Below are 22,893 nucleotides of genomic sequence, written 5' to 3'. Positions count from 1 at the left end.
TGATTTTTGAAATGCACAGGAGCAGTCAGTGAAGTCACGTTTGTTGGCCGGAGTGGTGGCAGTGCTGCTGGCGATCGTCGGAGCGGTCATCGTGGTGTCCTATGCCCAGGGCGCCGATCAGCGGGCGGTCAGCGGACTGGACCCGATCGGCGTCCTGGTCGTGACCAAAGCCGTCCCCGCAGGCTCCTCCGCTGAGACCTTGAAAGCATCGGTTGCCCTTCGGGAACTTCCCGGCACCGCCGTCGCTAAGACTGCCCTGAACACGCTGGACGGAGCGGTCGGGAAGGTCACGTCCGCAGACCTCGTCCCCGGCGAGCAACTGCTCGCAGAGCGGCTCATCTCGCCGGAGGAACTGAAGACCCTGGGTTCGGTCCCTGTCCCCGCAGGCCTGCAGGAAGTTACCTTCCAGCTGGAACCGCAGCGCGTCGTGGGCGGACGCCTGGCGGCGGGCGACACAGTGGGCATCTTCATCACCATGCCCAGTGGCGGGATCGAAGCCAAGGCCGATCAGGAAACCGTACAACTGTCCATCCACAAAGCACTGGTGACCGCCGTCCAGCGAGCACCTGAAGGGGCCGTAGCAAACCCGGCCCCAACGGCAAGTGCGGAACCCTCACCGGATCCCCGCGACGTCAACCTCCCCACAGGTCTGCTTATGGTCACCGTTGCCGTGAACGACATCAATGCAGACAAGATAGTCTTCGCCTCCGAATTCGCTGCCCTCTGGCTCAGCAAGGAACCGCTCGATGCGCAGGACAGCGGACCGCGCGTCATGACCAGGTCGGACCTCTACAAATGAGCCGCTTTGTCCTTATCACTCCCGACGTCAGCTTTGACTCCCGCCTCCGTGAAGCTGTTGCCGGAGGCCTGCATGGGGGCGTGCAGACCTTCTTTACCACCCTGTTGCCGGCGGACCCGCACGAACTCTTCGCCAGCTTGGACCAGGAACATCCTGAAGTACTGGTCCTGGGACCAGAAGTCCCTCTGGACGACGCACTCCGGTTCGCGACGGTCCTGAACGTCAGTTTCCCGGAACTGAGCGTCATTGTGGCCGCCGAGCCTGACCCTGACTTCCTTCTGCACGCCATGCGGGCAGGCATCCGGGACATTGCCTCCCCCCACTCGGGTCCAGCGCAGCTTCGGGTGCTCCTGGAGCGCGCCAGCCAGTCCTTTGCACACCGGTACCGTGCAACGGCGCCGCAGCAAGCACCGGAATCCAACAAGGGCCTGGTCATCGGCGTTTTCTCACCTAAGGGCGGCGTGGGCAAGACGACCATCGCCACCAACATCGCCATCGGGCTGGGCAAAGTAGCGCCCATGAGTGTGGTCATCGTGGACCTGGACCTGCAGTTCGGGGACGTCGCCTCTGGGCTTTACCTTGACCCCGAGCACACTGTCACGGACGCGGTGTCGCCGGCCGCGAGCCAGGACTCCCTGGTCCTCAAAGCGTTCCTCACCGTGCACCCGGGCAGCATCTACGCGCTTTGCGCTCCCCCAACGCCCGTGGACGCGGACGAGATCACCCCGGACCAGGTCAGCCGGTTGCTGGAACAGCTGTCTGAACAGTTCCAATACGTCGTAGTGGACACAGCACCAGGCCTGCCGGAAGTTGGGCTTGCCGCCATGGAAAAGTGCACTGACGTGGTGTGGGTCAGCGGCATGGATATTCCCAGTGTCCGTGGCCTGCGATCAGGTCTGGATGTCCTCCGTCAGCTGGACGTCCTTCCGGACACCCGGCACGTGGTCCTGAACATGGCCGACGCCAAAACCGGCCTCACCATCCAAGACCTCGAATCCACCATCGGCGCGCCCGTGGACGTAAGTATCCCTCGGTCCCGCGCTGTGGCGCTGTCCACCAACCGCGGAATCCCTGTCCTCCAGGAGCCCATGAAGGACCCGGCAACCAAGGGGCTAAACCAGCTCGTGGAACGTTTCAACCCTGAGTGGCGGGCAAAATCCCAGCGCAAACTCCACCGAAGGGTAGTGGTCTAGATGAAACTCTCAGAGCGCATCAGCGCGGCCCAGGCAAAGACGCAGCCAGGTTCCCAGCCTGCTTCCGCCAAGGCTTCAGCCGCCACTCTCGATGTGCCGCGTGCGGAAGTTCCTGCCCAGCGCGTGCAGTGGTTTGAACAGACTCCGGAACAACGGACGACGACGACGGCACCGCCTGCCGCCGTCGTCACCGCGCACGCCCACCCGGAAGAGACGCGGCCGAAACCCTTGCAGCCCGTGGACGTCTTCGCCGCCCTCAAGGAAAGGGCAGCGACGGCGCTGTTCGAGCGTCTTGGCGCCCGATTCAACGACTCGTCCATCACGGAGCAGGAGCTGAAGTCCTCAGCCCGGGATGAACTGACACGAATAATCGATGCCGAGCAGGTGCCGCTCTCCCCCGAGGAACGCACCCGTCTGGTTCAGGACGTTGCCGACGACGTCCTGGGCTACGGTCCGCTTCAGCGGCTGCTGGATGATCCCGCGGTCACCGAAATCATGGTCAACCGCATGGACCAGATCTACGTGGAGCGCAAAGGGCACCTTACCCTCGCAGACTCACGCTTCAGCTCCGAGGAGCACCTCCGCAAGGTCATCGAACGTATCGTCTCGAAAGTGGGCCGCCGCATTGACGAGTCCTCACCCCTGGTGGATGCCCGGTTGGAGGATGGATCACGCGTCAACGCCGTTATACCGCCGCTGGCCGTTGGTGGGTCCTCGCTGACCATCCGCAAATTCAGCAAAGTTCCGCTGACGGTCAGGAACCTCATCGACTTCGGCACCCTGACGCCAGAGATGGCGGAACTGCTCAATGCCTGTGTCAAAGCCAAGCTGAACATCATCGTCTCCGGCGGAACAGGCACCGGCAAGACCACCCTGCTCAACGTCCTTTCTTCCTTTCTGCCCGCCAACGAGCGAATCGTTACCATCGAGGACGCCGTCGAACTCCAGATTCAGCAAGACCACGTGGTCCGGCTGGAGAGCCGCCCTCCCAACACCGAGGGCAAAGGCGAAGTGACCATCCGCGAACTGCTCCGTAACTCACTGCGTATGCGGCCGGACCGCATTGTGGTGGGCGAGGTCCGCGGCGGCGAATCGCTGGACATGCTCCAGGCCATGAACACCGGCCACGACGGTTCCCTCTCCACAGTCCACTCCAATTCTCCGCGCGACGCCGTAGCCCGGCTGGAAACACTGGTGCTGATGGCAGGCATGGACCTGCCGCTGCGGGCCATCCGTGAGCAGATCGCGTCCGCCGTCAACCTGATTGTTCAGATCTCGCGTTTACGTGACGGTAGCCGGCGGATCACCCACGTTACCGAGGTCCAAGGCATGGAAGGGGACATCGTCACCCTCCAGGACGCCTTCGTCTTCGACTATTCCGCCGGCGTTGACCAACACGGCCGCTTTCTAGGCAAGCCCGTTGCGACCGGCATCCGGCCGCGCTTCATCGACCGGTTCGAGGACCTCGGTATCCATGTCTCGCCCGCTGTTTTCGCGACCCCGGCCAGTCCGGGTCCGGCTGCTGCGAGCCCTTCCGGCACCGGAAAGGCCTAGGTCTCCATGCTGATCATTGTTGGAGCCGCATTGCTGTTCCTCGCCCCGATCCTGCTGGGCGTGGCACTGGTGCTGCCGCGCACGCCCGAAGTCGCTTTGGACCGGCGCCGCCCCTATGAGGCGGATCCGCCGTCGCGACTTACCCGGCTCACTGACGCCACAGTGGGTGGCCTTGGCCGATTCCTGGAAGCCAGGAACATCCGTCTCTACAACCGTGACGCGCTGGAGAATGCTGGGCTGAGGTTGAGCCAGACTGAATATACGGTGTTGGTCATCGCCGGCTCCATCGTCGGCGCACTGGTTGGATTGGTCATAGGGGTACCGGCAATCTCCGTCCTGCTTGTTGTCCTGGCGCCGTTCGTGGGCTACCTCGTTTTGGGAGTCCTTGCCGGCAAACGGCGCGCCAAGTTCGACGAACAACTCGGCGATACTCTGCAACTGCTCGCTGGCGGATTGCGGGCCGGCCACAGCATCCTGCGTGCCATCGACGCCGCCGCGGCGGAGTCGCTGAGCCCCACTTCCGAGGAGATGCGTCGCGTCATTACCGAAACCAGCCTGGGCCGCGACCTGCTCGCCTCACTGACTGACACGTCCTACCGCATGCGGAACGAGGACTTTGTCTGGATCGCCCAGGCCATCCAGATCAACCGCGAAGTTGGCGGCAACCTTGCCGAAGTCCTGGACCAGGTGAACGAAACCATCCGGGAGCGTTCTGAAATCAAGGGCCACATCAAGTCCTTGGCCGCGGAAGGCAAGTTTTCCGCCTACATCCTCATTGCCATGCCCTTCGGTATCGTGCTGATGCTGATGACAGTGAACCCTGGCTATATGAACTCGATGTTCACGCACCCGCTCGGATGGGGCATGATCGCAGCATCCTTCGTCCTCATGACGATCGGCAGCCTGTGGATGCGCAAAATCATCGATCTGAAGTTCTGAGGCGTCAATGAGTCCGCTTGTGATGTTTTCCCTGTTGCTGGTCTCCGTGCCGACCGGCTACCTGGCATGGTCCATTCTCTCGGTGGATCGCAAGGCCCGCACCGCCACAGTGGCCATCCTGGCCCGCGGCAGAAGGACTGCCGAGGTACCGGAAGCAAAGTCTGGAAATTTCCTCGCTACTATCGGCTACCGGGTAACGCCGCCCGCCTATGTGCGGAAGCTCGACAAGCTTCTGTCGCTTGCGGGCCGGCCCACAGCGTGGCCGTTGGCCCGCATTCTTGCAGCAAAGCCCGTCCTTGGCCTCTTCGGGGGAGTGCTGTTCATCTTGATCAGCACCAGCAGCCCGCAACCCATCATGAAGCTCACGGGCCTGTTCATCCTGGTCCTCGGCTACTTCATCCCGGATCTGATGCTTTACAGCAAGGGAATGGAGCGCCAAAAGGCCATTCAGCTTGAGCTGGCCAACACCCTGGACCAGATGTTGATTTCGGTGGAAGCAGGCCTGGGCTTTGAAGGGGCTATGGCACGCGCCGGCGAGAACGGTAAGGGGCCACTGGCCGAGGAGCTCGTCCGCACGCTGCAGGACATGCAGGTGGGAAGAAGCCGCCGCGAGTCGTACCTGGCCCTGGCCGAACGCACCAACATCCCGGAACTTCGAAGCTTCGTGCAGGCCATTGTCCAGGCAGATAAGTACGGCATCGCCATCAGCCGGGTACTCCGGGTGCAGGCGAAGGTGATGCGGGTGAAACGACGCCAGCGCGCGGAGGAAAAGGCCATGAAACTACCCGTGATGATCCTCTTCCCGCTGTTGTTCTTTATTTTTCCTGTGCTCTTCATTGCAATTCTTGGCCCCGCTGTCATCAACGCCGTTGTTGCGTTCAGCGGGCAATAACTTGACCCATCGGTAGGTCTCTCAAGGTTTACACAGGATCTGCCGAATTCAGACCCCCAATGACAATCAGGAAGTAGCCTTGAACCATGCACACTCCAGACACAGGCTCCGGCGATAAGGGAACCACCGCGGTTCCCCTGCCCGCCGTGGCTGGAGGAATCCCGGATCCTGGAAGCCTGCAGGAATTAGGTGAGCTTCTTCCCCTGGTCGATGCCGGCGTACTTGGAGACTTGGAAGAAGAGCTGAACGGCTCAGAACTGGCCCTCCGCTTTGCCCGTGATTACGCCGCCATGTGGGACCAGCGGTACAGCCGGCTGGCCCTGGCAGTCGAGAACCAGGACCGGGCCGCCGCCCTGGACGCCATCATCAGCCTGCGCATCACGTCCGCCATGGTGGGGGGCCTTCGGCTGGCCCGGCTGGCCGAGGTGCTGGAATCCGTCATTCGGCAGGGCGACTTTGGCCAAGGCCAGGCCCTCATGGAAAGTGTGGCGGAAAACGGGGACCAGACCGTCTCCGAACTCCAGGCGAACTACATCCTGAAGAACGGTTAGGCCCCGGCCGTACCGGTTCCACGGGCAACCCAGCTAACGCTGGTCCGGCCGTTTCGGCGCCAGCCGGTAGCCGACTCCCCGAACCGTCTGAAGCCACCGCGGAGCTGCCGGATCTTCCTTCAGCTTGCGCCGCAGGTTGCCGATGTGGACTTCCACTGCCCGTTCATCGGCTTCGCTGATGTAGGCGTCCTCCTCGTAGAGATCGCCCCGTACGGCCTTGACCAGGTCCGAGCGTGTGCAGACGGCCCCTCCACCGCGCAGCAGCACGTGGAGGAGGTCGAACTCGCTGCGCGTCAGCCCAAGCTGTTCACCGTGGATTGCCACCGAACGCGTCCGATGGTCAAGGACCAGCCCGTTGTGGTGCAGCACTCCGGTGTTTGCCAGCGGCGCAGGCGGCAAAGTACCCGAAGCCCATTCCTGGGGAACCTCCTGCTGGATCTCATGCCGCGGCCGGCGCATCATCGCAGCAACCCGGGCTCGCAGTTCGCGGGGACGGAAGGGCTTAGCGATGTAGTCATCCGCCCCTGCGTTCAGCGCGGACAGCAGATCCGGTTCTTCCGTCCTGCCAGTCAGCATCACCACGTAGGCATCGCTAAAATTCCTGATCCGCCTCAGCACCTCAAAGCCGTCAATATCCGGCAGGCCGATGTCCAGGGTCACCACATTCGCGTGCTTGGCCCGGACCACTTCAACGCCGTCCCGCCCGTCCGAGGCGGTATGGACCTCAAACCCGGCCTGGCTAAGCACACCCTCCAAGAGGTTACGCACGTCGGCATCATCTTCGATGACTACCGCTACTCCAAGATCGTCCATTGATATATCCCCATGCCAGGTGAAAGCGGCCCCCCATCAGCCCAGCGCCAATGCCGTATTCACTCCAACTGCCTCTACGCTACAAGGATGTAGGCCTGATGACACGTCTTTTCGGTATTGACCTGCGCAAAGTCAATTATCATGACATCAAACGTACATTTGGGGGCCGAGAGAGGGCTGAGCACTGTGGGCGTCACCAATTCGTTGCCAAATACGCTGAACGCGGCATTTGATCCGTCATCAAACACGGAAAAAGCCAATGCCTGACGGGCTGCTGCAGCGTGGTACGGCGCGGTATTTCCGGAATTTAGGGCAACGCGGCCAAGTAGCCTTATGCCAACTGCCGCTGACGCTGATTGTGGCCGCGATGGCGGTGGCCACACCGCTGGCCTGGCCGTCCCTGATGCACAGCCCGTTGTATCTCTCGGGCCTGGTTCTTCACGGCATCCTTTTCGTGGCATGCTTCGTGACGCCGTGGGAGCGGCTGGGCCCGCAAGCCTATCTTGCGGTGCCTATCCTGGACCTGCTGGCGATCGGCCTCCTACGAAATGGCGCCTCACCGCTTCTGCCGGGATTGGCTATCCTCGCCATTTTCCCGGTCATCTGGCTTTCGGCCTCCGGGTTAATGGCGCGCACCAGCATCGTGTTGAGTGTGATCGGGCCGATGCTCATCATGCTCCCCACGCTCTCCGGCAGGTTCCCCAACCTCACGGCATCTGACATCACATCCACCCTGCTTTTCCCGCTGATGATGCTCGCAGTGTCCCTGGCCATTCGCTTCGCGAGCGTGCATATGAGAATTCAACAGCGGCAGTTGAAGGAAAAAGACGCGGAACTCCGTGAATTGCTTGCAGCCAGCACGGACAGGGAACGGCTGCTGCAAACAATCCTGGACGCAACCGACGTCGGAATTGTGGCAGTGGACTCGGACGGTGGGATCCTCCTGACCAACAACAGGCAAAGGGATTTCGAGCAGATCTCCGGCCCACGGGAAAGCCCAACCACGGCCGAAGAGCAACAGCTGATTTTTGCCCGGGACAGGGTTACCCCCTTGCCCGCCGCCAAGCGCCCCGTCCGGCGCGCCATCGACGGCGAATCCTTCGCGGACTATCTCGTCTGGATCGGCACGGGGCCACGCCAGCGCGCCGTATCGACGGCGGCACGTCCGTTAATGGACGACGGCGGACGCTTCAGTGGCGCTGTCATCGTCTACACGGACGTCACAGGGCTGGTGGAGGCACTGGCGGCCAACGAGGAACTCGTCTCGAACGTCTCGCATGAATTCAGGAATCCGCTCAATTCCATCCTGGGCAATATCGATCTCGTGCTTGAGGACGTCCAGGGCACGTCCCCGGCCTCCGTCCGGCGATTGGAGGTTGTGCAACGCAACTCCGAGAGGCTCCTGGCTTTGGTATCCGACCTCATGGCGTCGGCTTCCTCCGCCCTCAAAGTGCACCCTAAACGCACGGACCTCGCAAGCCTCGTCGAGACCACCATCGGCTCCGCGCAGCCCCAGGCCGAACAGTCCAGCATCTCCCTGGTGGCCGATATCCCCTCGCCTTTGTGGGCCTACGCGGACCCGCTGCGCATCGGGCAGGCCCTGGACAACCTGGTGTCCAATGCCATCAAGTACTCCCCCGGCGGCGGCGTGGTAAACATTAGTGCCCAAGGCACGGACGAGTGGGTCCGGCTGAAAGTGCAAGACTCCGGGATGGGCATGACCCCGGAAGACTCGGCCAAGGTCTTCCGCCGGTTCTTCCGGACGGAGTCAGCACGCGAAGCCGCCATCTCGGGGGCAGGCCTCGGACTGTCCATTACCAAGGCCATCGTCGACGGCCACGGCGGCGATATTTCCTGCACCAGCAGCCCCGGAAAGGGCAGCACGTTTACGCTCACCCTGCCGGCCGAGGGGCCGCGGACGTACTAGGGCACGTTAGTTGGGGTGCTCCCGGACGGCCCTCGTGAGTTCGGCCCGCGCCAGCATCTCGCCGTCGGTCGGGTAGGCAACTTCCTCCAGGACCAGCGGGTGGGGCGCCGCCAGGACCGACTTGGCGTCCCGCTTCCTGGCGAGGAGGCGGTCATAGAGCCACCCGGGCTCCTCAATGCCCTCCCCGACGAACAGGGCCGAGCCCACCAGGGAGCGCACCATATTGTGGCAGAAAGCGTCCGCCTGCACCGTGGCCACGATCACCCCGTCCTCCCCGCGCGCAAACTCAAAGCGCTGCAGTTCGCGGATGGTGGTGGCCCCTTCCCGAGGCTTGCAGTAGGAGAGGAAGTTCTGCAGCCCCAGTAGTTTGGAGGCCCCCTCATTCAGCAAGGAAACGTCCAGCGGATTCTTGTGCCACAGCGTGAAGTAGCGTTCCAACGGGTCCCAAAGGGCGGGGCCGTCCGCGATCCGGTAGCTGTAACGGCGCCACAGGGCCGAGAACCGCGCGTCAAAGCCTTCAGGGGCCAGGGACACCCTGTGGACCTCGATAGCCCCGCTGAGGTCGCCCAGGCCACGGCTCAGTGCGCCGCGGATCCGGCGCAGCATGGCGACGGCGGGATCGAGTTCGTGCCCGCGGGGCAGAGCCAGCCACTCAGCTTCGGTCAGGTCGAGATGGACCACCTGTCCCCGGGCGTGCACGCCGGCATCCGTGCGGCCAGCCACGGTCACGCGGACGGGCCGGCGCACGAGCAGCGCAACGGCTTCCTCCAGGACGCCCTGGACCGTCCGGAGGCCCGGCTGAAGGGCCCACCCATTAAAGGGACCGCCGTCGTATGAAATATCAAACCGGATACGCAAAAACCCGCCGCCCCCTGAAACGGGGGCCGCGGGTTTTTGGTCGTTCATAGACTCAAGTCTATGCGAAGGAATCAGCGAATTACTTCGCGTCCTTTTCCTCAGCCTTGTCCTCGGCGGGAGCATCCTCAGCGGCCGGGGCCTCTTCGGTTGCAGCCTCAGCCTCGGGAGCCTCGGCAGCTTCAGTCTCAACGACCTCGGCCTCGGGAGCCTCTTCAGCGGCCGGGGCAGCAGCAGCTGCTTCCTTCTTGTCGGCGTCGCGCTTTGCGGCAGAGGTAGCCTCGGCTACAACGGCCTGCTTAGCGGAAACAGGCTCAAGGACCAGTTCGATGACGGCCATGGGAGCGTTGTCGCCCTTGCGGTTGCCAATCTTGGTGATGCGGGTGTAGCCGCCGTCGCGGTTTTCCACTGCCTGTGCAATGTCGGTGAACAGCTCGTGGACGACGCCCTTGTTGCTGATCAGGCCGAGTACACGGCGGCGGGAAGCCAGGTCGCCGCGCTTGGCGAAAGTCACCAGGCGCTCGGCGTACGGCTTCAGGCGCTTGGCCTTGGTCACCGTGGTGGTGATCCGCTTGTGCTCGAACAGTGCTGCTGCCAGGTTCGCGAGCATAAGACGCTCGTGAGCCGGGCCGCCTCCGAGGCGCGGACCCTTAGTGGGGGTAGGCATAATTGTTTCTCCTCATATGGAAGCCGGTGGTGGGCACACCATGGTGCCCGCCGGCCAAGATCTGTTTTAGAGTTCGTCGTCGCCGAAGGCGGCGTCGTCCTCTTCAATTGCTGCGGCGCGTGCTGCGAGGTCAAAACCGGGAGGCGAGTCCTTGAGGGACAGGCCCAGTTCAACCAGCTTTGCCTTGACCTCGTCAATGGACTTCGCACCGAAGTTACGGATGTCCATCAGGTCGGCCTCGGAGCGGGCAACGAGTTCACCCACGGTGTGGATGCCCTCACGCTTGAGGCAGTTGTAGGAACGGACGGTGAGGTCCAGATCCTCGATCGGCAGGGCCATGTCGGCTGCCAGGGCAGCGTCCGTCGGCGACGGGCCAATCTCGATACCTTCAGCTGCGGTGTTCAGCTCGCGGGCCAGACCGAAGAGTTCCACCAGGGTGGTACCTGCGGAAGCAACCGCATCGCGCGGGGCGATGGCCTGCTTGGTCTCGACGTCGACAATGAGCTTGTCGAAGTCAGTGCGCTGCTCAACACGGGTTGCTTCCACGCGGAAAGTAACCTTCAGCACCGGCGAGTAGATCGAGTCGACCGGGATACGGCCGATCTCGGAATCGCCGGACTTGTTCTGAGCTGCCGAAACGTAGCCGCGGCCGCGCTCGATGGTCAGTTCGAGTTCGAACTTGCCCTTCGAGTTCAGCGTGGCAATGTGCAGATCCGGGTTGTGGAATTCGACGCCGGCCGGCGGAGCGATGTCCGCGGCCGTGACGACTCCGGGGCCCTGCTTGCGCAGGTAAGCAACAACCGGCTCATCGTGCTCGGAGGAAACCGACAGGCTCTTGATGTTCAGGATGATCTCAGTGACATCCTCCTTGACACCGGGAACCGTGGTGAACTCGTGCAGCACGCCATCGATCCGGATGCTGGTTACAGCAGCACCGGGGATGGAGGAGAGCAGGGTACGGCGGAGGGAGTTTCCGAGGGTGTAGCCGAAGCCCGGTTCCAGCGGTTCAATGATGAAACGCGAACGGTTTTCGGAGACTACCTCTTCGGAGAGGGTGGGGCGCTGTGCAATGAGCACTTAGGTTTCCTTTCGGCGAGCATCCGCTATATGACGCAACACAGGTGGTGGAAATTCGGTCTGAAGACTTAACGCGGCTGGGCCTGCCCGGACCATCTACGGTCCGGGCAAGCTCCTGCTGCTGTAAAAGCCTTAGACGCGGCGGCGCTTCGGCGGACGGCAGCCGTTGTGCGCTGCGGGGGTGACGTCCTGGATGGAGCCAACCTCCAGGCCAGCGGCCTGCAGCGAGCGGATTGCGGTTTCGCGTCCGGAGCCCGGTCCCTTGACGAAAACGTCAACCTTGCGCATGCCGTGCTCCTGTGCGCGCTTGGCAGCGGCTTCGGCAGCCATCTGGGCAGCGAACGGGGTGGACTTACGCGAGCCCTTGAAGCCAACCTCACCTGAGGAAGCCCAAGAGATAACAGCGCCATTCGGATCCGTGATGGAAACGATGGTGTTGTTAAAAGTGCTCTTGATGTGCGCCTGGCCAAGCGCGATATTCTTCTTGTCCTTCTTACGCGGCTTGCGAACCGCGCCACGAGTCTTCGGGGGCATTATTTCTCCTACAGAAAGTTATTGGGGGAAGACGAGTCAATCCCGAGGGATTTAACGAGCCTTCTTCTTGCCTGCAACGGTGCGCTTCGGACCCTTGCGGGTACGTGCGTTCGTCTTCGTACGCTGTCCGCGCACTGGCAGGCCCTTGCGATGGCGAATACCTTCGTAGCTGCCGATTTCTACCTTGCGGCGGATATCAGCTGCTACTTCGCGGCGAAGGTCACCCTCAACCTTGTAGTTGCCTTCAATGTAGTCACGCAGCTCAACCAGCTGAGCATCGGTGAGGTCCTTAACACGGACGTCAGCGCTGATGCCAGTGGCAGCCAGGGTTTCGTGTGCACGGGTCTTGCCCACGCCGTAGATGTAAGTAAGCGCAATTTCCAACCGCTTTTCGCGGGGAATGTCTACGCCAGCGAGACGAGCCATAGTGGCAGTACTCCTTGAATAAACCGGAGGTCGTAGGCAGTACACCCGCACGTTCTGTGCGGCCCCAGCCTCCGACCGGGGGTTAGCTGTCCGGGCTCATGCGTCCCAATTCAGCTTGTGCTGCCTTTATTTACTTGCGTGGGTTAGCAACCCAGGGTTTCCTTCAGGGAAGGAAATTAGCCCTGGCGCTGCTTGTGGCGCGGGTTCTCGCAGATCACCATGACCCGGCCATTACGGCGGATCACTTTGCACTTTTCGCAGATCTGCTTGACGCTCGGCTTGACCTTCATGGCATTCCTTTGCGTGTGGCAGTTGGTCAACTGGAGCGGCCTTCGGCTCTTGCCGGGGCTGCCCAGAATTTACTTGTAGCGGTAGACGATACGACCCCGAGTGAGGTCATAAGGGCTCAGTTCCACCACTACCCGGTCCTCAGGGAGAATCCTGATGTAGTGCTGGCGCATCTTGCCTGAGATGTGTGCCAGAACGATGTGCTTGTTGGTGAGCTCAACGCGAAACATCGCATTGGGCAGCGCCTCAGTCACAACGCCCTCGATCTCAATGACCCCGTCCTTCTTGGCCATACCCTCCGCTAACTGTTGTTGCCGCAGCCCTGCCGGATTGCACCGGACAAGACCACGAACGTTTTTGTTGGATCGGTTATCACCTCAGGCCCCAAACAGGGCACAGCAGGGCAGACAACCAACAAGCAACACTACGCCACTTTGCGGCGAATGTTAAATCCAGCCATGTTAGCGCACTGCGCGCCGGTACGCACTATATTCAGCTGCCGGAGTTGAGACCGCCTCCGCCCTGTCCACTCCATCCAAAATGGCTAATCGTACGACGTCGGCTGCCGCACTCTGCAGCGTGATGAGGCTAATCTGCCGGGCAGTTTCGGTGCTGCGGTCCAGCGCAACGGTGCCTGTTGCGAGGCAGAAGACGGTGTCGCCATCAGCCAGCGTGTGGGAAGGGTCCAGCGCCCGGGCGATTCCGGCCTGGGCAGCAGAAGCAGTCCGCTTGCACTCGGCCACATCAAGCACGGCGTTGGTGGCGACCACAACCAGGGTGGTGTTGGGTCCGGGGGCTTCCGGCACCCCGGGCTGGGTCTCACGCCCGCCAGCGGCATTCGCCGCATACGGAAGACCCAGCGCGTTGACTACGGCAAGTGCCCCGATAACTGCACCGCTCTCCAGAGTTACCGATGCGGTGCCCACTCCCCCTTTGTAGGTCCTGGCGATGACCGCGCCGGTGCCGGCGCCCACATTGCCGCGTCCGACGTCGTGCCCTTCCTCCTGGCCAGCGGCGGCTTCCGTGGCGGCGTAACCCATCCCGGCGTCGGGGCGGGCACTGAAGTCACCGCCGCGGCCCAGGTCGAAAATAGCTGCGGCGGGAACGATGGGGACCACCCCGCCGGGAACCGCAAATCCTCGGCCGTGTTCCTCGCACCAGCGCTGGGCGCCGTGGGCAGAGGCCAGCCCGTAGGCGCTGCCGCCTGTCAGGACCACCGCGTCCACGGCGGACACCAGCGTGGTGGGGTCCAGTGCGTCGGTCTCATGGGTCGCGGGGCCTCCCCCGCCGACGTCCACGGAACCGACCGTACCCGGCGGCGGCAGGATCACCGTCACACCACTCAACCAGCCGCCGTCGGACTTCTGCTGGTGGCCCACCCGGATTCCCGGCACATCAGTAATGGCTCCCATGGGCTCCATTGTTCCCCCTCACCCAACTAAGTAGCAGCAGATGTCGTTTTGAGGGCTCAAAACGACATCTGCTGCTACCTGGTTGGGCAGGGGACGGGGGCAACGCCGGATTCCAAAGCAAACGCTGGGCGATCCGATAGACAACAGTCAGTAAACGGCCCGGGAAGGGTTGAACAACATATCCGCGTATGCCGGAAACCGGCTGTTGACACCCCGAGCGGTGTGGTGGAGTGAAGGCGGATCCTGCCCTGCCTCTTCCCAGGCCTGTTCACCGTTAGAGACCAATGACTTCACAACTCGCCGACAGGCACCCGCCGCTGGCCCCGTCCGGCCAAGCTGCCGGCACGCCCGCCAGGCCCCGCCACAACCGCTGGTCGCAGCGGAAACGGCGGGACTTCTTCGTTTTCCTCGCGCTGGCCTTGCCTAACCTGCTGCTCATCGCGGTATTCACCTACGTTCCACTGTTCAACAACCTCTACTACTCCACGCTGAACTGGACGCTCGGCTCCGCGTCCGCCACCGTCGTCGGGCTGGAAAACTACATCACGTTCTTCACCAGCGCGGACGCCGGCCGGGTACTGGGCACCACTGCCGTGTTTATGGCCGCAACAGTAGGCGGCTCCATGGTGCTGGGCTTGCTGGTGGCGCTGGCACTGAACTCGAAAGTCCGCGGCACTACCTTTGCCCGGTCGGCAGTCTTCGCGCCGTATGTGCTGTCCGGGGTGGGTGTTGGCCTGGTCTGGCTGTTCATCTTTGATCCCGGCTACGGTGTGCTGGCCTGGATCCTTCGGGGCTTCGGACAGCAGAGCCCGCAGTGGATCAACGATCCGGAACTCTCACTGGTGATGGTCATCATCGTGTACGTCTGGAAGAACCTGGGCTACTGCGCGGTGGTGTTCTCGCCGGGCTCCAGTCCCTGCCGCAGGATGTGATGGAGGCCGCCGCGCTGGACGGCGCCGGCCATTTCCGACGCTTTCTCAGCATGTCCCTGCCGCTGCTCTCCCCTACTACGTTCTTCCTGCTGATCACCACCATGCTCAGCTCCCTGCAGGCCTTTGACCTCATCCGAATCATGACGCCCCTGGGCAGCGGCACCAGCACGCTCATCTACGAGGCATACCTCCAAGCCTTCGGTGCCTATAACCGCGCCGGCTATTCCGCCGCCATCTCCGTGGTCCTGTTTGCAATCCTGCTGGTGATCACCGTGCTGCAGCTGCGGTTCATCGAAAAGAAGGTGCACTACTCATGAGCGCCCCCGCCGTCCTCCTCCCGGAACCTTCAACGTCCGACGCCGTCCCGCCCCGCGAGCGCGCATTCTCCCGTTCCAACCTGGCCAGGACAGTCGCTGCCGGGTATGCGCCGCTGGCCGTCGCTGTCCTGGTGGTCTTCCTGCCGCTGCTTTGGATGGTGCTGAGCTCGTTCAAGCAACCCGGCGAAATAGTGACTTTGGACCTGCAGGCGCTCCCGGCAACCCTGGACCCGGAGAACTACCAGGTGGCCATGACCACGGTCCCGTTCGGTCAGTTCTTCCTCAACAGCACCATTGTCACCGTGGTCGGCGGCGGCATCAAAGTGATCCTGGCCCTGCTCACCGCCTACGCGCTGGTGTTTGTGCGGTTTCCGTTCAAGAACGTGATCTTCGTCCTCATCCTCGTGGCCCTGATGGTTCCCGCGCAGGTGTCAATCCTGCCGAACTACATCCTGATCGCTGGAATGGGCGGGAAGAACACCCTGTGGGGCATCATCCTGCCCGGCCTGGGAACGGCGTTCGGCACCTTTTTGTTGCGCCAGCATTTCCTGACCCTGCCCGGTTCCATCCTGGAATCAGCAGAGATCGACGGCGCCGGCCACTGGCGGCGGCTCTGGCAGATCGTGGTGCCGGTGTCCGTCCCTTCCATCGCCACGGTTGCCCTGGTCACCGTGGTGAGCGAATGGAACGAGTACATCTGGCCGCTGATCATCACGGACAAGCCCGAAAGCATGACCCTCCCTGTGGGCTTGACCCTGCTACAGAACTCAGAGGGCAACGGTGCCGGCTGGGGAATCATGATGGCCGGCGCCGTCCTTGTGATCGTCCCCATCCTGGTCATCTTCGCCATGCTCCAGCGCTACATCGTCGCGGGCCTGACCCAGGGCAGCGTGACGGGCTAATCCCGGGCGGGTAGCGCCGTCGGGCACCGCCGTCGGGCATCCAAAACATCCATCCACCGCATCCAGCACCACCGAGGCACACAACGAAAGGCAGCACCATGTCCCTAACCCTTGATCGACGGTTCTTCCTCACCCTGGCCGGGGCCGGGGCAGGAGCCGCAGCACTGTCCGCCTGCGGCGGCCCGTCAACAACCCCCGGTGCCGCGGTGGCACCCGTTGCCGACATCGACTTCAGCGGGGTGAAGCCGGCCGCATCCATCGACTTCTGGTCCAACCACCCGGGCAAGTCACAGGATGTGGAAAAAAGCATCATCGAGAAGTTCCACGCCAAGTACCCGGACATCAAGGTGAACCTGGTAACAGCCGGCGCCAACTACGAGGAAATCGCCCAGAAGTTCCAGACCGCCCAGGCCGCCAAGTCAGGCCTGCCGTCCCTGGTGGTGCTCTCCGACGTTTGGTGGTTCCGCTACTACCTGAACGAAAGCATCATCCCGCTCGATTCGCTGGTCAAGCAACTGGACGTCAAGCTGGACGACTTCCGCACCTCGCTGGTGGACGATTACAAGTACGACGGCAAACAGTGGGCTCTGCCCTACGGCCGGTCCACGCCCTTGTTCTACTACAACAAGGACCACTTCGCTGCGGCAGGCCTGCCGGATCGTGCCCCGGCCACCTGGCAGGAATTCGCCGGCTGGGCACCCAAGCTCAAGGCAGCTTCCGGCGCCCAGTATGCCTTTATGCACCCCGCCCTCGCCGGGTACGCCGGCTGGACCCTGCAGAACAACCTCTGGGGCGAAGGCGGCGGCTGGTCCAAGGGCTGGGACATCACCTGCGACTCAGCCGAGTCCGTCGGGGCACTGCAGGCTGCCCAGGATTCCGTCTACAAGGACGCCTGGGCGGGGGTCTCCTCCAAGGAATCCGCCGACGACTTTGCAGCGGGCCTCGCCTCAGCCACTCTGTCCTCGACGGGTTCGCTGATCGGCATCCTGAAGTCCGCCAAGTTCAACGTGGGCGTTGGGTTCCTGCCGGGCGGCTCGAAGGCCACCTCAGGGGTGTGCCCCACTGGCGGAGCCGGCCTGGGCATCCCCAGCGGTGTCACCAAGGAAGAGCAGCTTGCGGCCGCCATGTTCCTTCAGTTCATGACCGAGCCGGAGAACACTGCGGCGTTTTCAGCCGCGACCGGTTACATGCCCACGCGGACCTCCGCTGACATGACAGCCGTGCTGGCCAAAACCCCGCAGATCAAGATCGCCATGGACCAACTGGCCGTGACCCGCGTCCAGGACAACGCCCGCGTATTCCTGCCCGGCGCAGACCAGGAGATGGCCAAGGCTGCCGCCAAGATCCTCACCCAACAGGGCGACGTGAAGGCGACCATGACGGAGCTGAAGGCCACGCTCGAGGGAATCTACACCAAGGACGTTAAACCCAGGCTCAAGGCCTGACTTACGGGATGGGGACGGGAACGACGCCGAGCGGCACCAGGTGCTCTGCCCCGCCGTCGGGCGCGGAAAGGACCCAGATCCCCTTGTCGTGGACGGCCACGGAATGCTCCCACTGGCAGGAGCGCTTCCCGTCCGTGGTCACCACGGTCCAGTCGTCGTCGAGCACGGCGGTGTCGATGCTGCCACGGACCAGCATGGGTTCGATGGCAAGGCACAGGCCGGGCCGGATCTTCGGGCCGCGGTGGCTGGTGCGGTAGTTCAGGACGTCCGGGGCCATGTGCATCTCCGAGCCGATCCCGTGGCCCACGTAGTCTTCCAGGATGCCCAGGGGCTTGCCGGGGACGGAGGAGACGTAGTCGTCGATGGCAGCACCGATATCTCCCACGTGGCTGCCGGACGCCAGTGCGGCGATGCCGCGCCACATGGCCGCCTGTGTGACATCGGAAAGACGCTGGTCCTCGGGGTCTGCCGTGCCCACGATAACTGTGCGGGCCGAGTCCGAGTGCCAGCCGTCGACGATGGCTCCGCCGTCGATCGAGATGATGTCGCCGTCGTTGAGGACCCGTCCGCCGGGGATGCCGTGCACCACTTCCTCGTTGACGGACGTGCAGATGGTGGCCGGGAAACCGTGGTAGCCGAAGAAGTTGGACTTGGCGCCGGCCTGGTTCAGGACGGCCGCGAATACGTCGTCCAGGTGTTTGGTGGTGACCCCGGGCACCGCGGCCTCAACTGCTGCGTCCAGCGCACGGCTGAGGACCAGGCCCGCCTCGTGCATAGTGCGCATCTGGGCGTTGGTCTTATATTCGATACGGGGCTGGCCGAAAGCCATGGTATGTCCTTTCAATGGCTGAGGCTCCTCCCGGAATCCGGGAGGAGCCTCGAATAACTGTTGCCGGGATCAGGCGGCCTGTGCTGCCTTGATGGCCTGCATGACGCGGTTGGTTACCTCGTCGATGCCGCCGATGCCGTCCACCTGGGTCAGGATGCCGCGTTCGGCATACTTGGCCACAACGGCCTCGGTCTGCTCGTGGTACAGGTCCAGGCGGTGGCGGATGACGGCTTCGTTGTCGTCGCTCCGGCCCGTTTCCTTCGCCCGGCCAAGCAGCCGGTGCACCAGTTCCTCGTCGTCGGCAGTGAGCTGCAGGACGACGTCGAGCTTCTCCTCGCCCTTGGCGAGGATCTCGTCGAGGTAGTCCACCTGGGCGGTGGTACGGGGGTAACCGTCCAGCAGGAAGCCGGTTTCGACGTCGGCCTCGCTGAGGCGGTCACGCACCATCTTGTTGGTGACGCTGTCCGGTACAAAGTCGCCGGCATCCATGTACTTTTTGGCCTCGACGCCCAGCGGCGTCTCACCCTTGACGTTGGCGCGGAAGATATCGCCGGTGGAGATCGCAACGACGCCGAGGCGTTCGGAGATCCGCTCTGCCTGCGTTCCTTTGCCGGAACCGGGAGGTCCGATAATTAGCATTCTCGTCATCGCAAAAGCCCTTCGTAGTGACGTTGTTGTAGCTGCGCGTCAATCTGCTTGACCGTCTCCAGGCCCACACCCACCATGATCAGGATCGACGTACCGCCGAACGGGAAGTTCTGGTTCGCGTTGATCAGGACCAGGGCGACGAGCGGGATCAGTGCCACAAAGCCCAGGTACAGGGCGCCGGGCAGGGTGATCCTGGACAGGACGTACTGCAGGTAGTCCGCCGTCGGCTTGCCAGCCCGGATGCCCGGGATGAAGCCGCCGTACTTCTTCATGTTGTCCGAGACCTCTTCAGGGTTGAAGGTGATCGCGACATAGAAGTAGGTGAAAAACACAATCATGGCGAAGTAGAGCGCCATGTAAATCGGGTGGTCACCGCGGGTGAGGTTGTTGTTGATCCACTCCACCCACGGGGCCATTGTCTCGCCCTGCTTGGGCTGGTTGAACTGCGCAATCAGGCCCGGCAGGTAGAGCATGGACGACGCGAAGATCACGGGGACCACGCCGGCCATGTTGACCTTGATGGGGATGTACGTACTGGTGCCGCCCACAGTGCGGCGTCCAATCATCCGCTTGGCGTACTGCACCGGGACGCGACGCTGGGACTGCTCCACAAAGACCACCAGGGCAACGGTGACCAGGCCAATGGCCAGGACCATAAAGAACGTGCCCGGACCCTGAGAGGTCCAGATAGCGCCCAGGGAGGTGGGGAAGCTTGCGGCGATGGAGGTGAAGATGAGCAGCGACATGCCGTTGCCCACACCCTTTTCGGTGACGAGCTCGCCCATCCACATGATCAGGCCGGTGCCGGCCGTCAGCGTGATGATGATCAGGATGGTGGTGATCACACTGGTGTCCGGGATGATGTCCAGCGCACAGCCTGGCAGGAGCTGGCCTGAACGCGCCAGCGACACCAGTGTCGTGGCGTTGAGCAGGCCCAGGGCGATGGTGAGGTACCGCGTGTATTGGGTCAGCTTGGACTGCCCGGAGGCGCCCTCCTCGTACAGCTGCTGGAACCGGGGAATGACCACCCGGAGCAGCTGCACGATGATGCTCGCCGTGATGTACGGCATGATGCCCAGCGCGAAGATGGACACCTGAAGCAATGCACCGCCGCTGAACAGGTTAACGAGCTGGTAGAGCCCGCCTGCGGTCTGACCGTTCTGCAAGCATTGCTGGACATTCTGGTAGTTCACACCAGGCGAGGGAATGAAGGCGCCCAAGCGGAAGATGGTGATGATTCCCAGCGTGAACAACAACTTGCGTCGCAGATCAGGCGTGCGAAAGGCCCGGCCAAATGCGCTAAGCAAGCGTCCTCCTGTGGTGTAAATAAGAGTGGGGTGATGGGAGTCAATTAATCCCAACAACCGAGTCTAACGGTTGTATGCGCCATGCGAACAATCCGTAAGGCCGCCCATGCGGCAAACGGACGGAAATAGTCGGCCGGCGGGATGTGAAAAAACTCCCGGTACGCGGAGCCTGGGGCCCCGCATACCGGGAGTTCACAACGGGCGTTCGCCCACCGCCTCGTTAGAGGGCGGTGGTGCTTCCGCCTGCTGCAGCAATCTTTTCTGCTGCGCTGGCCGAGAATGCGTGGGCGGTGACGTCAACCTTGACGGTGATGTCGCCGGTGCCAAGCACCTTGACGGGCTGGTTCTTGCGAACGGCACCCTTTTCGACCAGGTTCTCCACGGTGACTGCGCCACCTTCCGGGAACAGCTCGTTGAGCTTGTCCAGGTTTACAACCTGGAACTCAACCCGGAACGGGTTCTTGAAGCCGCGCAGCTTCGGCAGGCGCATGTGCAGCGGCAGCTGGCCGCCGGCAAAGCCAGCCTTGATCTGGTAGCGGGCCTTCGTACCCTTGGTACCGCGGCCAGCGGTCTTACCCTTGGAACCTTCACCACGACCAACGCGGGTCTTGGCGGTCTTGGCACCCGGGGCGGGACGCAGGTGGTGGACCTTCAGAGCGTTCTGCTTCTCAGCAGTCGCGCTCTGTGCCTTCTCAGCAGTGTTTTTCTCTGCCATTTACTTCGCCTCCTCTACCTTTACCAGGTGCGGAACCGTGTTGAGCATTCCAACGGTCACGGCGTCGGCGGTGCGGACAACGGTGTGTCCGATCCGCTTCAGGCCGAGGGACCGAAGGGTGTCGCGCTGGTTCTGCTTGCCGCCAATGACGGACTTGATCTGAGTGATCTCCAACTGAACGTCGGAGGGAATCAGGTTCTTAGCCATAACTTAGACACCCGCCTTCTGGTTCAGGAGAGCCTTCACCATTGCCGGCGGAGCAACTTCGTCCAGCGGCAGGCCGCGGCGTGCTGCCACTGCTGCCGGCTCTTCGAGGCGCTTCAGGGCATCAACGGTCGCGTGAACGATGTTGATGGCGTTCGAGGAACCGAGCGACTTGGAGAGGATGTCGTGGATGCCCACGCACTCCAGTACTGCACGGACCGGGCCACCGGCGATAACACCGGTACCGGCGGAAGCCGGACGCAGCATTACGACGCCGGCAGCAGCCTCACCCTGAACGCGGTGCGGGATGGTGTTGCCAATGCGGGGAACGCGGAAGAAGGACTTCTTGGCCTCTTCAACGCCCTTCGCGATTGCGGCAGGAACTTCCTTAGCCTTGCCGTAGCCAACGCCGACCATACCGTTGCCGTCACCAACAACGACCAGGGCGGTGAAGCTGAAGCGACGACCACCCTTGACGACCTTGGAAACGCGGTTGATGGTAACAACGCGCTCTACGAACTGGCTCTTCTCAGCTTCACGGCCGCCGTCGCGGCCGCCACGGCCACCACGGTCGCCGCGGCCCTGGCCACGGTCTCCACGCTCGCCACGACGAGCGCCACCACGGCGGTCATCGGCAGCAGCGGGAGCAGTGGTCTCAGTGGCCGGAGCAGCTACGGCTTCAGTCGCCTTCTGATCTGCAGACACAGTGTCCTTTTCCTTGTTTGCTTCCGTCACAGTGACAGCCCACCTTCACGTGCACCGTCAGCGACGGCGGCGATCCGGCCGTGGTACTTGTTACCACCGCGGTCGAAGACAACAGCTTCGATACCGGCAGCCTTGGCACGCTCGGCGACGAGCTCGCCAACGCGCTTGGCCTTGGCAGTCTTGTCACCGTCAAATGCACGAAGGTCGGCTTCCAGAGTGGACGCGCTCGCTACGGTCAGGCCCTTGGTGTCATCGACAACCTGGACGAATACGTGGCGTGCGGAACGGTTGACGACCAGACGAGGACGTACAGCCGTACCGGAGATGCGCTTGCGGATACGAAGCTGGCGACGGCTGCGCGAAGCAGACTTGCTCTTGTTCGTACGCTTCTTATTAATTGAGATGGCCATGGTTACTTACCAGCCTTTCCGACCTTGCGGCGGATGACTTCGCCGGCGTAACGGATGCCCTTGCCCTTATAGGGGTCCGGCTTCCGCAGCTTGCGAATGTTGGCAGCAACCTCGCCGACCTGCTGCTTGTTGATACCTGAAACAGAGAGCTTGGTCGGGGTCTCAACTGCAAAGGTGATGCCCTCCGGTGCGGAGACATTTACCGGGTGGCTGAAGCCGAGAGCGAACTCAAGGTCAGATCCCTTGGCCTGAACGCGGTAACCAGTACCAACGATTTCAAGCTTCTTCTCGTAGCCCTTGGTTACGCCCTCGATCATGTTGGAGATCAGGGTGCGGGTCAGGCCGTGGAGTGAACGGGAGGCGCGCTCGTCGTTCGGGCGGGCGACAGTCAGGGTGTCTGCTTCCAGGGAAACCTCGATCGGGCTGGCCACAGTGTGGTTCAGCTCGCCTTTGGAACCCTTGACGCTGACGACAGAGCCGTCAACCTTGACCTCAACGCCGGCAGGAACGGTGATGGGGAGACGTCCAATACGTGACATTATTCTCTTCCTT

At 62.6% G+C, this 22,893-nt stretch carries 26 protein-coding genes and 1 pseudogene; 10 read left to right on the top strand and 17 right to left on the bottom strand.

All coding sequences use genetic code 11. The features are described from left to right. Positions 1 to 28 precede the first annotated feature (28 nt). The 6 genes from cpaB to ACLKOZ_RS12005 all read left to right on the top strand — a co-directional run bounded on the left by cpaB (position 29) and on the right by ACLKOZ_RS12005 (position 5,928). Positions 29 to 799 (top strand): Flp pilus assembly protein CpaB, encoded by a 771-nt coding sequence (gene cpaB, locus ACLKOZ_RS12030; protein ID WP_337350861.1) that lies wholly within the window; start codon positions 29 to 31, stop codon positions 797 to 799. Beyond that, positions 796 to 1,992 (top strand): AAA family ATPase, encoded by a 1,197-nt coding sequence (locus ACLKOZ_RS12025; protein WP_436475289.1) that lies wholly within the window; start codon positions 796 to 798, stop codon positions 1,990 to 1,992. The genes cpaB and ACLKOZ_RS12025 overlap by 4 nt, the downstream gene beginning before the upstream one ends. Further along, complete coding sequence (locus ACLKOZ_RS12020; protein ID WP_436475287.1) at positions 1,993 to 3,546, top strand: ATPase, T2SS/T4P/T4SS family; 1,554 nt, start codon at positions 1,993 to 1,995, stop codon at positions 3,544 to 3,546. It abuts the gene before it with no gap. Positions 3,547 to 3,552: 6 nt separating this feature from the next. Continuing rightward, positions 3,553 to 4,485 (top strand): type II secretion system F family protein, encoded by a 933-nt coding sequence (locus ACLKOZ_RS12015; RefSeq protein WP_436475285.1) that lies wholly within the window; start codon positions 3,553 to 3,555, stop codon positions 4,483 to 4,485. A 7-nt stretch (positions 4,486 to 4,492) separates the two neighbouring features. After that, complete coding sequence (locus ACLKOZ_RS12010) at positions 4,493 to 5,377, top strand: type II secretion system F family protein (protein ID WP_337350857.1); 885 nt, start codon at positions 4,493 to 4,495, stop codon at positions 5,375 to 5,377. Positions 5,378 to 5,463: 86 nt separating this feature from the next. After that, positions 5,464 to 5,928: an Hpt domain-containing protein gene (locus tag ACLKOZ_RS12005; protein ID WP_436475283.1), complete on the top strand. Its 465-nt coding sequence runs from the start codon at positions 5,464 to 5,466 to the stop codon at positions 5,926 to 5,928. A 33-nt stretch (positions 5,929 to 5,961) separates the two neighbouring features. Here ACLKOZ_RS12005 and ACLKOZ_RS12000 read toward each other — a convergent pair whose 3' ends face one another. Beyond that, the gene (locus ACLKOZ_RS12000; protein WP_337346883.1) at positions 5,962 to 6,741 is read right to left on the bottom strand and encodes a response regulator transcription factor; all 780 of its coding nucleotides are present in this window, start codon (positions 6,739 to 6,741) and stop codon (positions 5,962 to 5,964) included. 259 nt (positions 6,742 to 7,000) lie between these two features. Here ACLKOZ_RS12000 and ACLKOZ_RS11995 point away from each other — a divergent pair, with 259 nt between their 5' ends. Beyond that, a complete protein-coding gene (locus tag ACLKOZ_RS11995; RefSeq protein WP_337346882.1) occupies positions 7,001 to 8,668 on the top strand; it encodes a sensor histidine kinase in 1,668 nt (555 codons plus the stop codon). A gap of 6 nt (positions 8,669 to 8,674) precedes the next feature. Here the strand turns inward: ACLKOZ_RS11995 and ACLKOZ_RS11990 are convergent, their stop codons facing one another. The 8 genes from ACLKOZ_RS11990 to ACLKOZ_RS11955 form a co-directional block, all read right to left on the bottom strand. After that, complete coding sequence (locus ACLKOZ_RS11990) at positions 8,675 to 9,574, bottom strand: tRNA pseudouridine synthase A (RefSeq protein ID WP_337346881.1); 900 nt, start codon at positions 9,572 to 9,574, stop codon at positions 8,675 to 8,677. A 31-nt stretch (positions 9,575 to 9,605) separates the two neighbouring features. Then, positions 9,606 to 10,190 carry a 50S ribosomal protein L17 gene (gene rplQ / locus ACLKOZ_RS11985; RefSeq protein ID WP_436475280.1) on the bottom strand — a complete coding sequence of 195 codons (585 nt, stop codon included), beginning with the start codon at positions 10,188 to 10,190 and terminating at the stop codon, positions 9,606 to 9,608. Positions 10,191 to 10,256: 66 nt separating this feature from the next. Then, a complete protein-coding gene (locus ACLKOZ_RS11980; RefSeq protein WP_131131310.1) occupies positions 10,257 to 11,267 on the bottom strand; it encodes a DNA-directed RNA polymerase subunit alpha in 1,011 nt (336 codons plus the stop codon). 132 nt (positions 11,268 to 11,399) lie between these two features. Next, positions 11,400 to 11,801 carry a 30S ribosomal protein S11 gene (gene rpsK, locus ACLKOZ_RS11975; protein WP_018769149.1) on the bottom strand — a complete coding sequence of 134 codons (402 nt, stop codon included), beginning with the start codon at positions 11,799 to 11,801 and terminating at the stop codon, positions 11,400 to 11,402. 51 nt (positions 11,802 to 11,852) lie between these two features. Next, positions 11,853 to 12,227: a 30S ribosomal protein S13 gene (gene rpsM, locus ACLKOZ_RS11970; RefSeq protein WP_028275004.1), complete on the bottom strand. Its 375-nt coding sequence runs from the start codon at positions 12,225 to 12,227 to the stop codon at positions 11,853 to 11,855. A gap of 176 nt (positions 12,228 to 12,403) precedes the next feature. Further along, the gene (gene rpmJ, locus ACLKOZ_RS11965; protein ID WP_009358722.1) at positions 12,404 to 12,517 is read right to left on the bottom strand and encodes a 50S ribosomal protein L36; all 114 of its coding nucleotides are present in this window, start codon (positions 12,515 to 12,517) and stop codon (positions 12,404 to 12,406) included. Positions 12,518 to 12,586: 69 nt separating this feature from the next. After that, on the bottom strand, positions 12,587 to 12,808 hold the full coding sequence (gene infA / locus ACLKOZ_RS11960) for a translation initiation factor IF-1 (RefSeq protein ID WP_009358723.1): 222 nt from the start codon (positions 12,806 to 12,808) through the stop codon (positions 12,587 to 12,589). Positions 12,809 to 12,976: 168 nt separating this feature from the next. Continuing rightward, positions 12,977 to 13,927 (bottom strand): P1 family peptidase, encoded by a 951-nt coding sequence (locus tag ACLKOZ_RS11955; RefSeq protein ID WP_436475276.1) that lies wholly within the window; start codon positions 13,925 to 13,927, stop codon positions 12,977 to 12,979. Positions 13,928 to 14,211: 284 nt separating this feature from the next. Here ACLKOZ_RS11955 and ACLKOZ_RS11950 point away from each other — a divergent pair. The 3 genes and pseudogenes from ACLKOZ_RS11950 (at position 14,212) to ACLKOZ_RS11940 (ending at position 17,523) form a co-directional block, all read left to right on the top strand. After that, positions 14,212 to 15,176: pseudogene (locus tag ACLKOZ_RS11950) on the top strand (carbohydrate ABC transporter permease). Then, entirely contained in the window at positions 15,173 to 16,078 is a 906-nt protein-coding gene (locus tag ACLKOZ_RS11945) for a carbohydrate ABC transporter permease (RefSeq protein WP_436475274.1), read from the top strand. Before ACLKOZ_RS11950 ends, ACLKOZ_RS11945 begins: the two are co-directional and overlap by 4 nt. A 98-nt stretch (positions 16,079 to 16,176) precedes the next feature. Next, the gene (locus ACLKOZ_RS11940) at positions 16,177 to 17,523 is read left to right on the top strand and encodes an ABC transporter substrate-binding protein (protein ID WP_436475272.1); all 1,347 of its coding nucleotides are present in this window, start codon (positions 16,177 to 16,179) and stop codon (positions 17,521 to 17,523) included. 1 nt (position 17,524) lies between these two features. On the opposite strand, the gene map is transcribed toward ACLKOZ_RS11940, so the two are convergent. The 8 genes from map to rplF form a co-directional block, all read right to left on the bottom strand. Beyond that, a complete protein-coding gene (gene map / locus ACLKOZ_RS11935; protein WP_337346876.1) occupies positions 17,525 to 18,352 on the bottom strand; it encodes a type I methionyl aminopeptidase in 828 nt (275 codons plus the stop codon). 69 nt (positions 18,353 to 18,421) lie between these two features. Further along, positions 18,422 to 18,991, bottom strand: a complete 570-nt coding sequence (locus ACLKOZ_RS11930; protein ID WP_436475489.1) for an adenylate kinase — start codon at positions 18,989 to 18,991, stop codon at positions 18,422 to 18,424. 5 nt (positions 18,992 to 18,996) lie between these two features. Then, positions 18,997 to 20,307, bottom strand: coding sequence for a preprotein translocase subunit SecY (secY, locus tag ACLKOZ_RS11925; protein ID WP_337346875.1), 1,311 nt, complete (start codon positions 20,305 to 20,307; stop codon positions 18,997 to 18,999). A 220-nt stretch (positions 20,308 to 20,527) separates the two neighbouring features. Beyond that, positions 20,528 to 21,022, bottom strand: coding sequence for a 50S ribosomal protein L15 (gene rplO / locus ACLKOZ_RS11920; RefSeq protein ID WP_190987315.1), 495 nt, complete (start codon positions 21,020 to 21,022; stop codon positions 20,528 to 20,530). After that, positions 21,023 to 21,229 carry a 50S ribosomal protein L30 gene (gene rpmD, locus ACLKOZ_RS11915; protein WP_066293259.1) on the bottom strand — a complete coding sequence of 69 codons (207 nt, stop codon included), beginning with the start codon at positions 21,227 to 21,229 and terminating at the stop codon, positions 21,023 to 21,025. A gap of 3 nt (positions 21,230 to 21,232) precedes the next feature. Continuing rightward, positions 21,233 to 21,961, bottom strand: a complete 729-nt coding sequence (gene rpsE, locus ACLKOZ_RS11910; RefSeq protein WP_066293261.1) for a 30S ribosomal protein S5 — start codon at positions 21,959 to 21,961, stop codon at positions 21,233 to 21,235. Next, positions 21,958 to 22,341 (bottom strand): 50S ribosomal protein L18, encoded by a 384-nt coding sequence (rplR, locus tag ACLKOZ_RS11905; protein ID WP_079596676.1) that lies wholly within the window; start codon positions 22,339 to 22,341, stop codon positions 21,958 to 21,960. The genes rpsE and rplR overlap by 4 nt, the downstream gene beginning before the upstream one ends. Before the next feature lie 2 nt (positions 22,342 to 22,343). Further along, the gene (rplF, locus tag ACLKOZ_RS11900) at positions 22,344 to 22,880 is read right to left on the bottom strand and encodes a 50S ribosomal protein L6 (protein ID WP_337346874.1); all 537 of its coding nucleotides are present in this window, start codon (positions 22,878 to 22,880) and stop codon (positions 22,344 to 22,346) included. Between the last annotated feature and the right edge of the window lie 13 nt (positions 22,881 to 22,893).

Source organism: Arthrobacter sp. R4, from assembly GCF_051365025.1.
Lineage (GTDB): Bacteria > Actinomycetota > Actinomycetes > Actinomycetales > Micrococcaceae > Arthrobacter.
The sequence above is the reverse complement of the archived record's forward strand: the minus strand, read 5'-3'. Positions and strand labels throughout refer to the sequence as shown.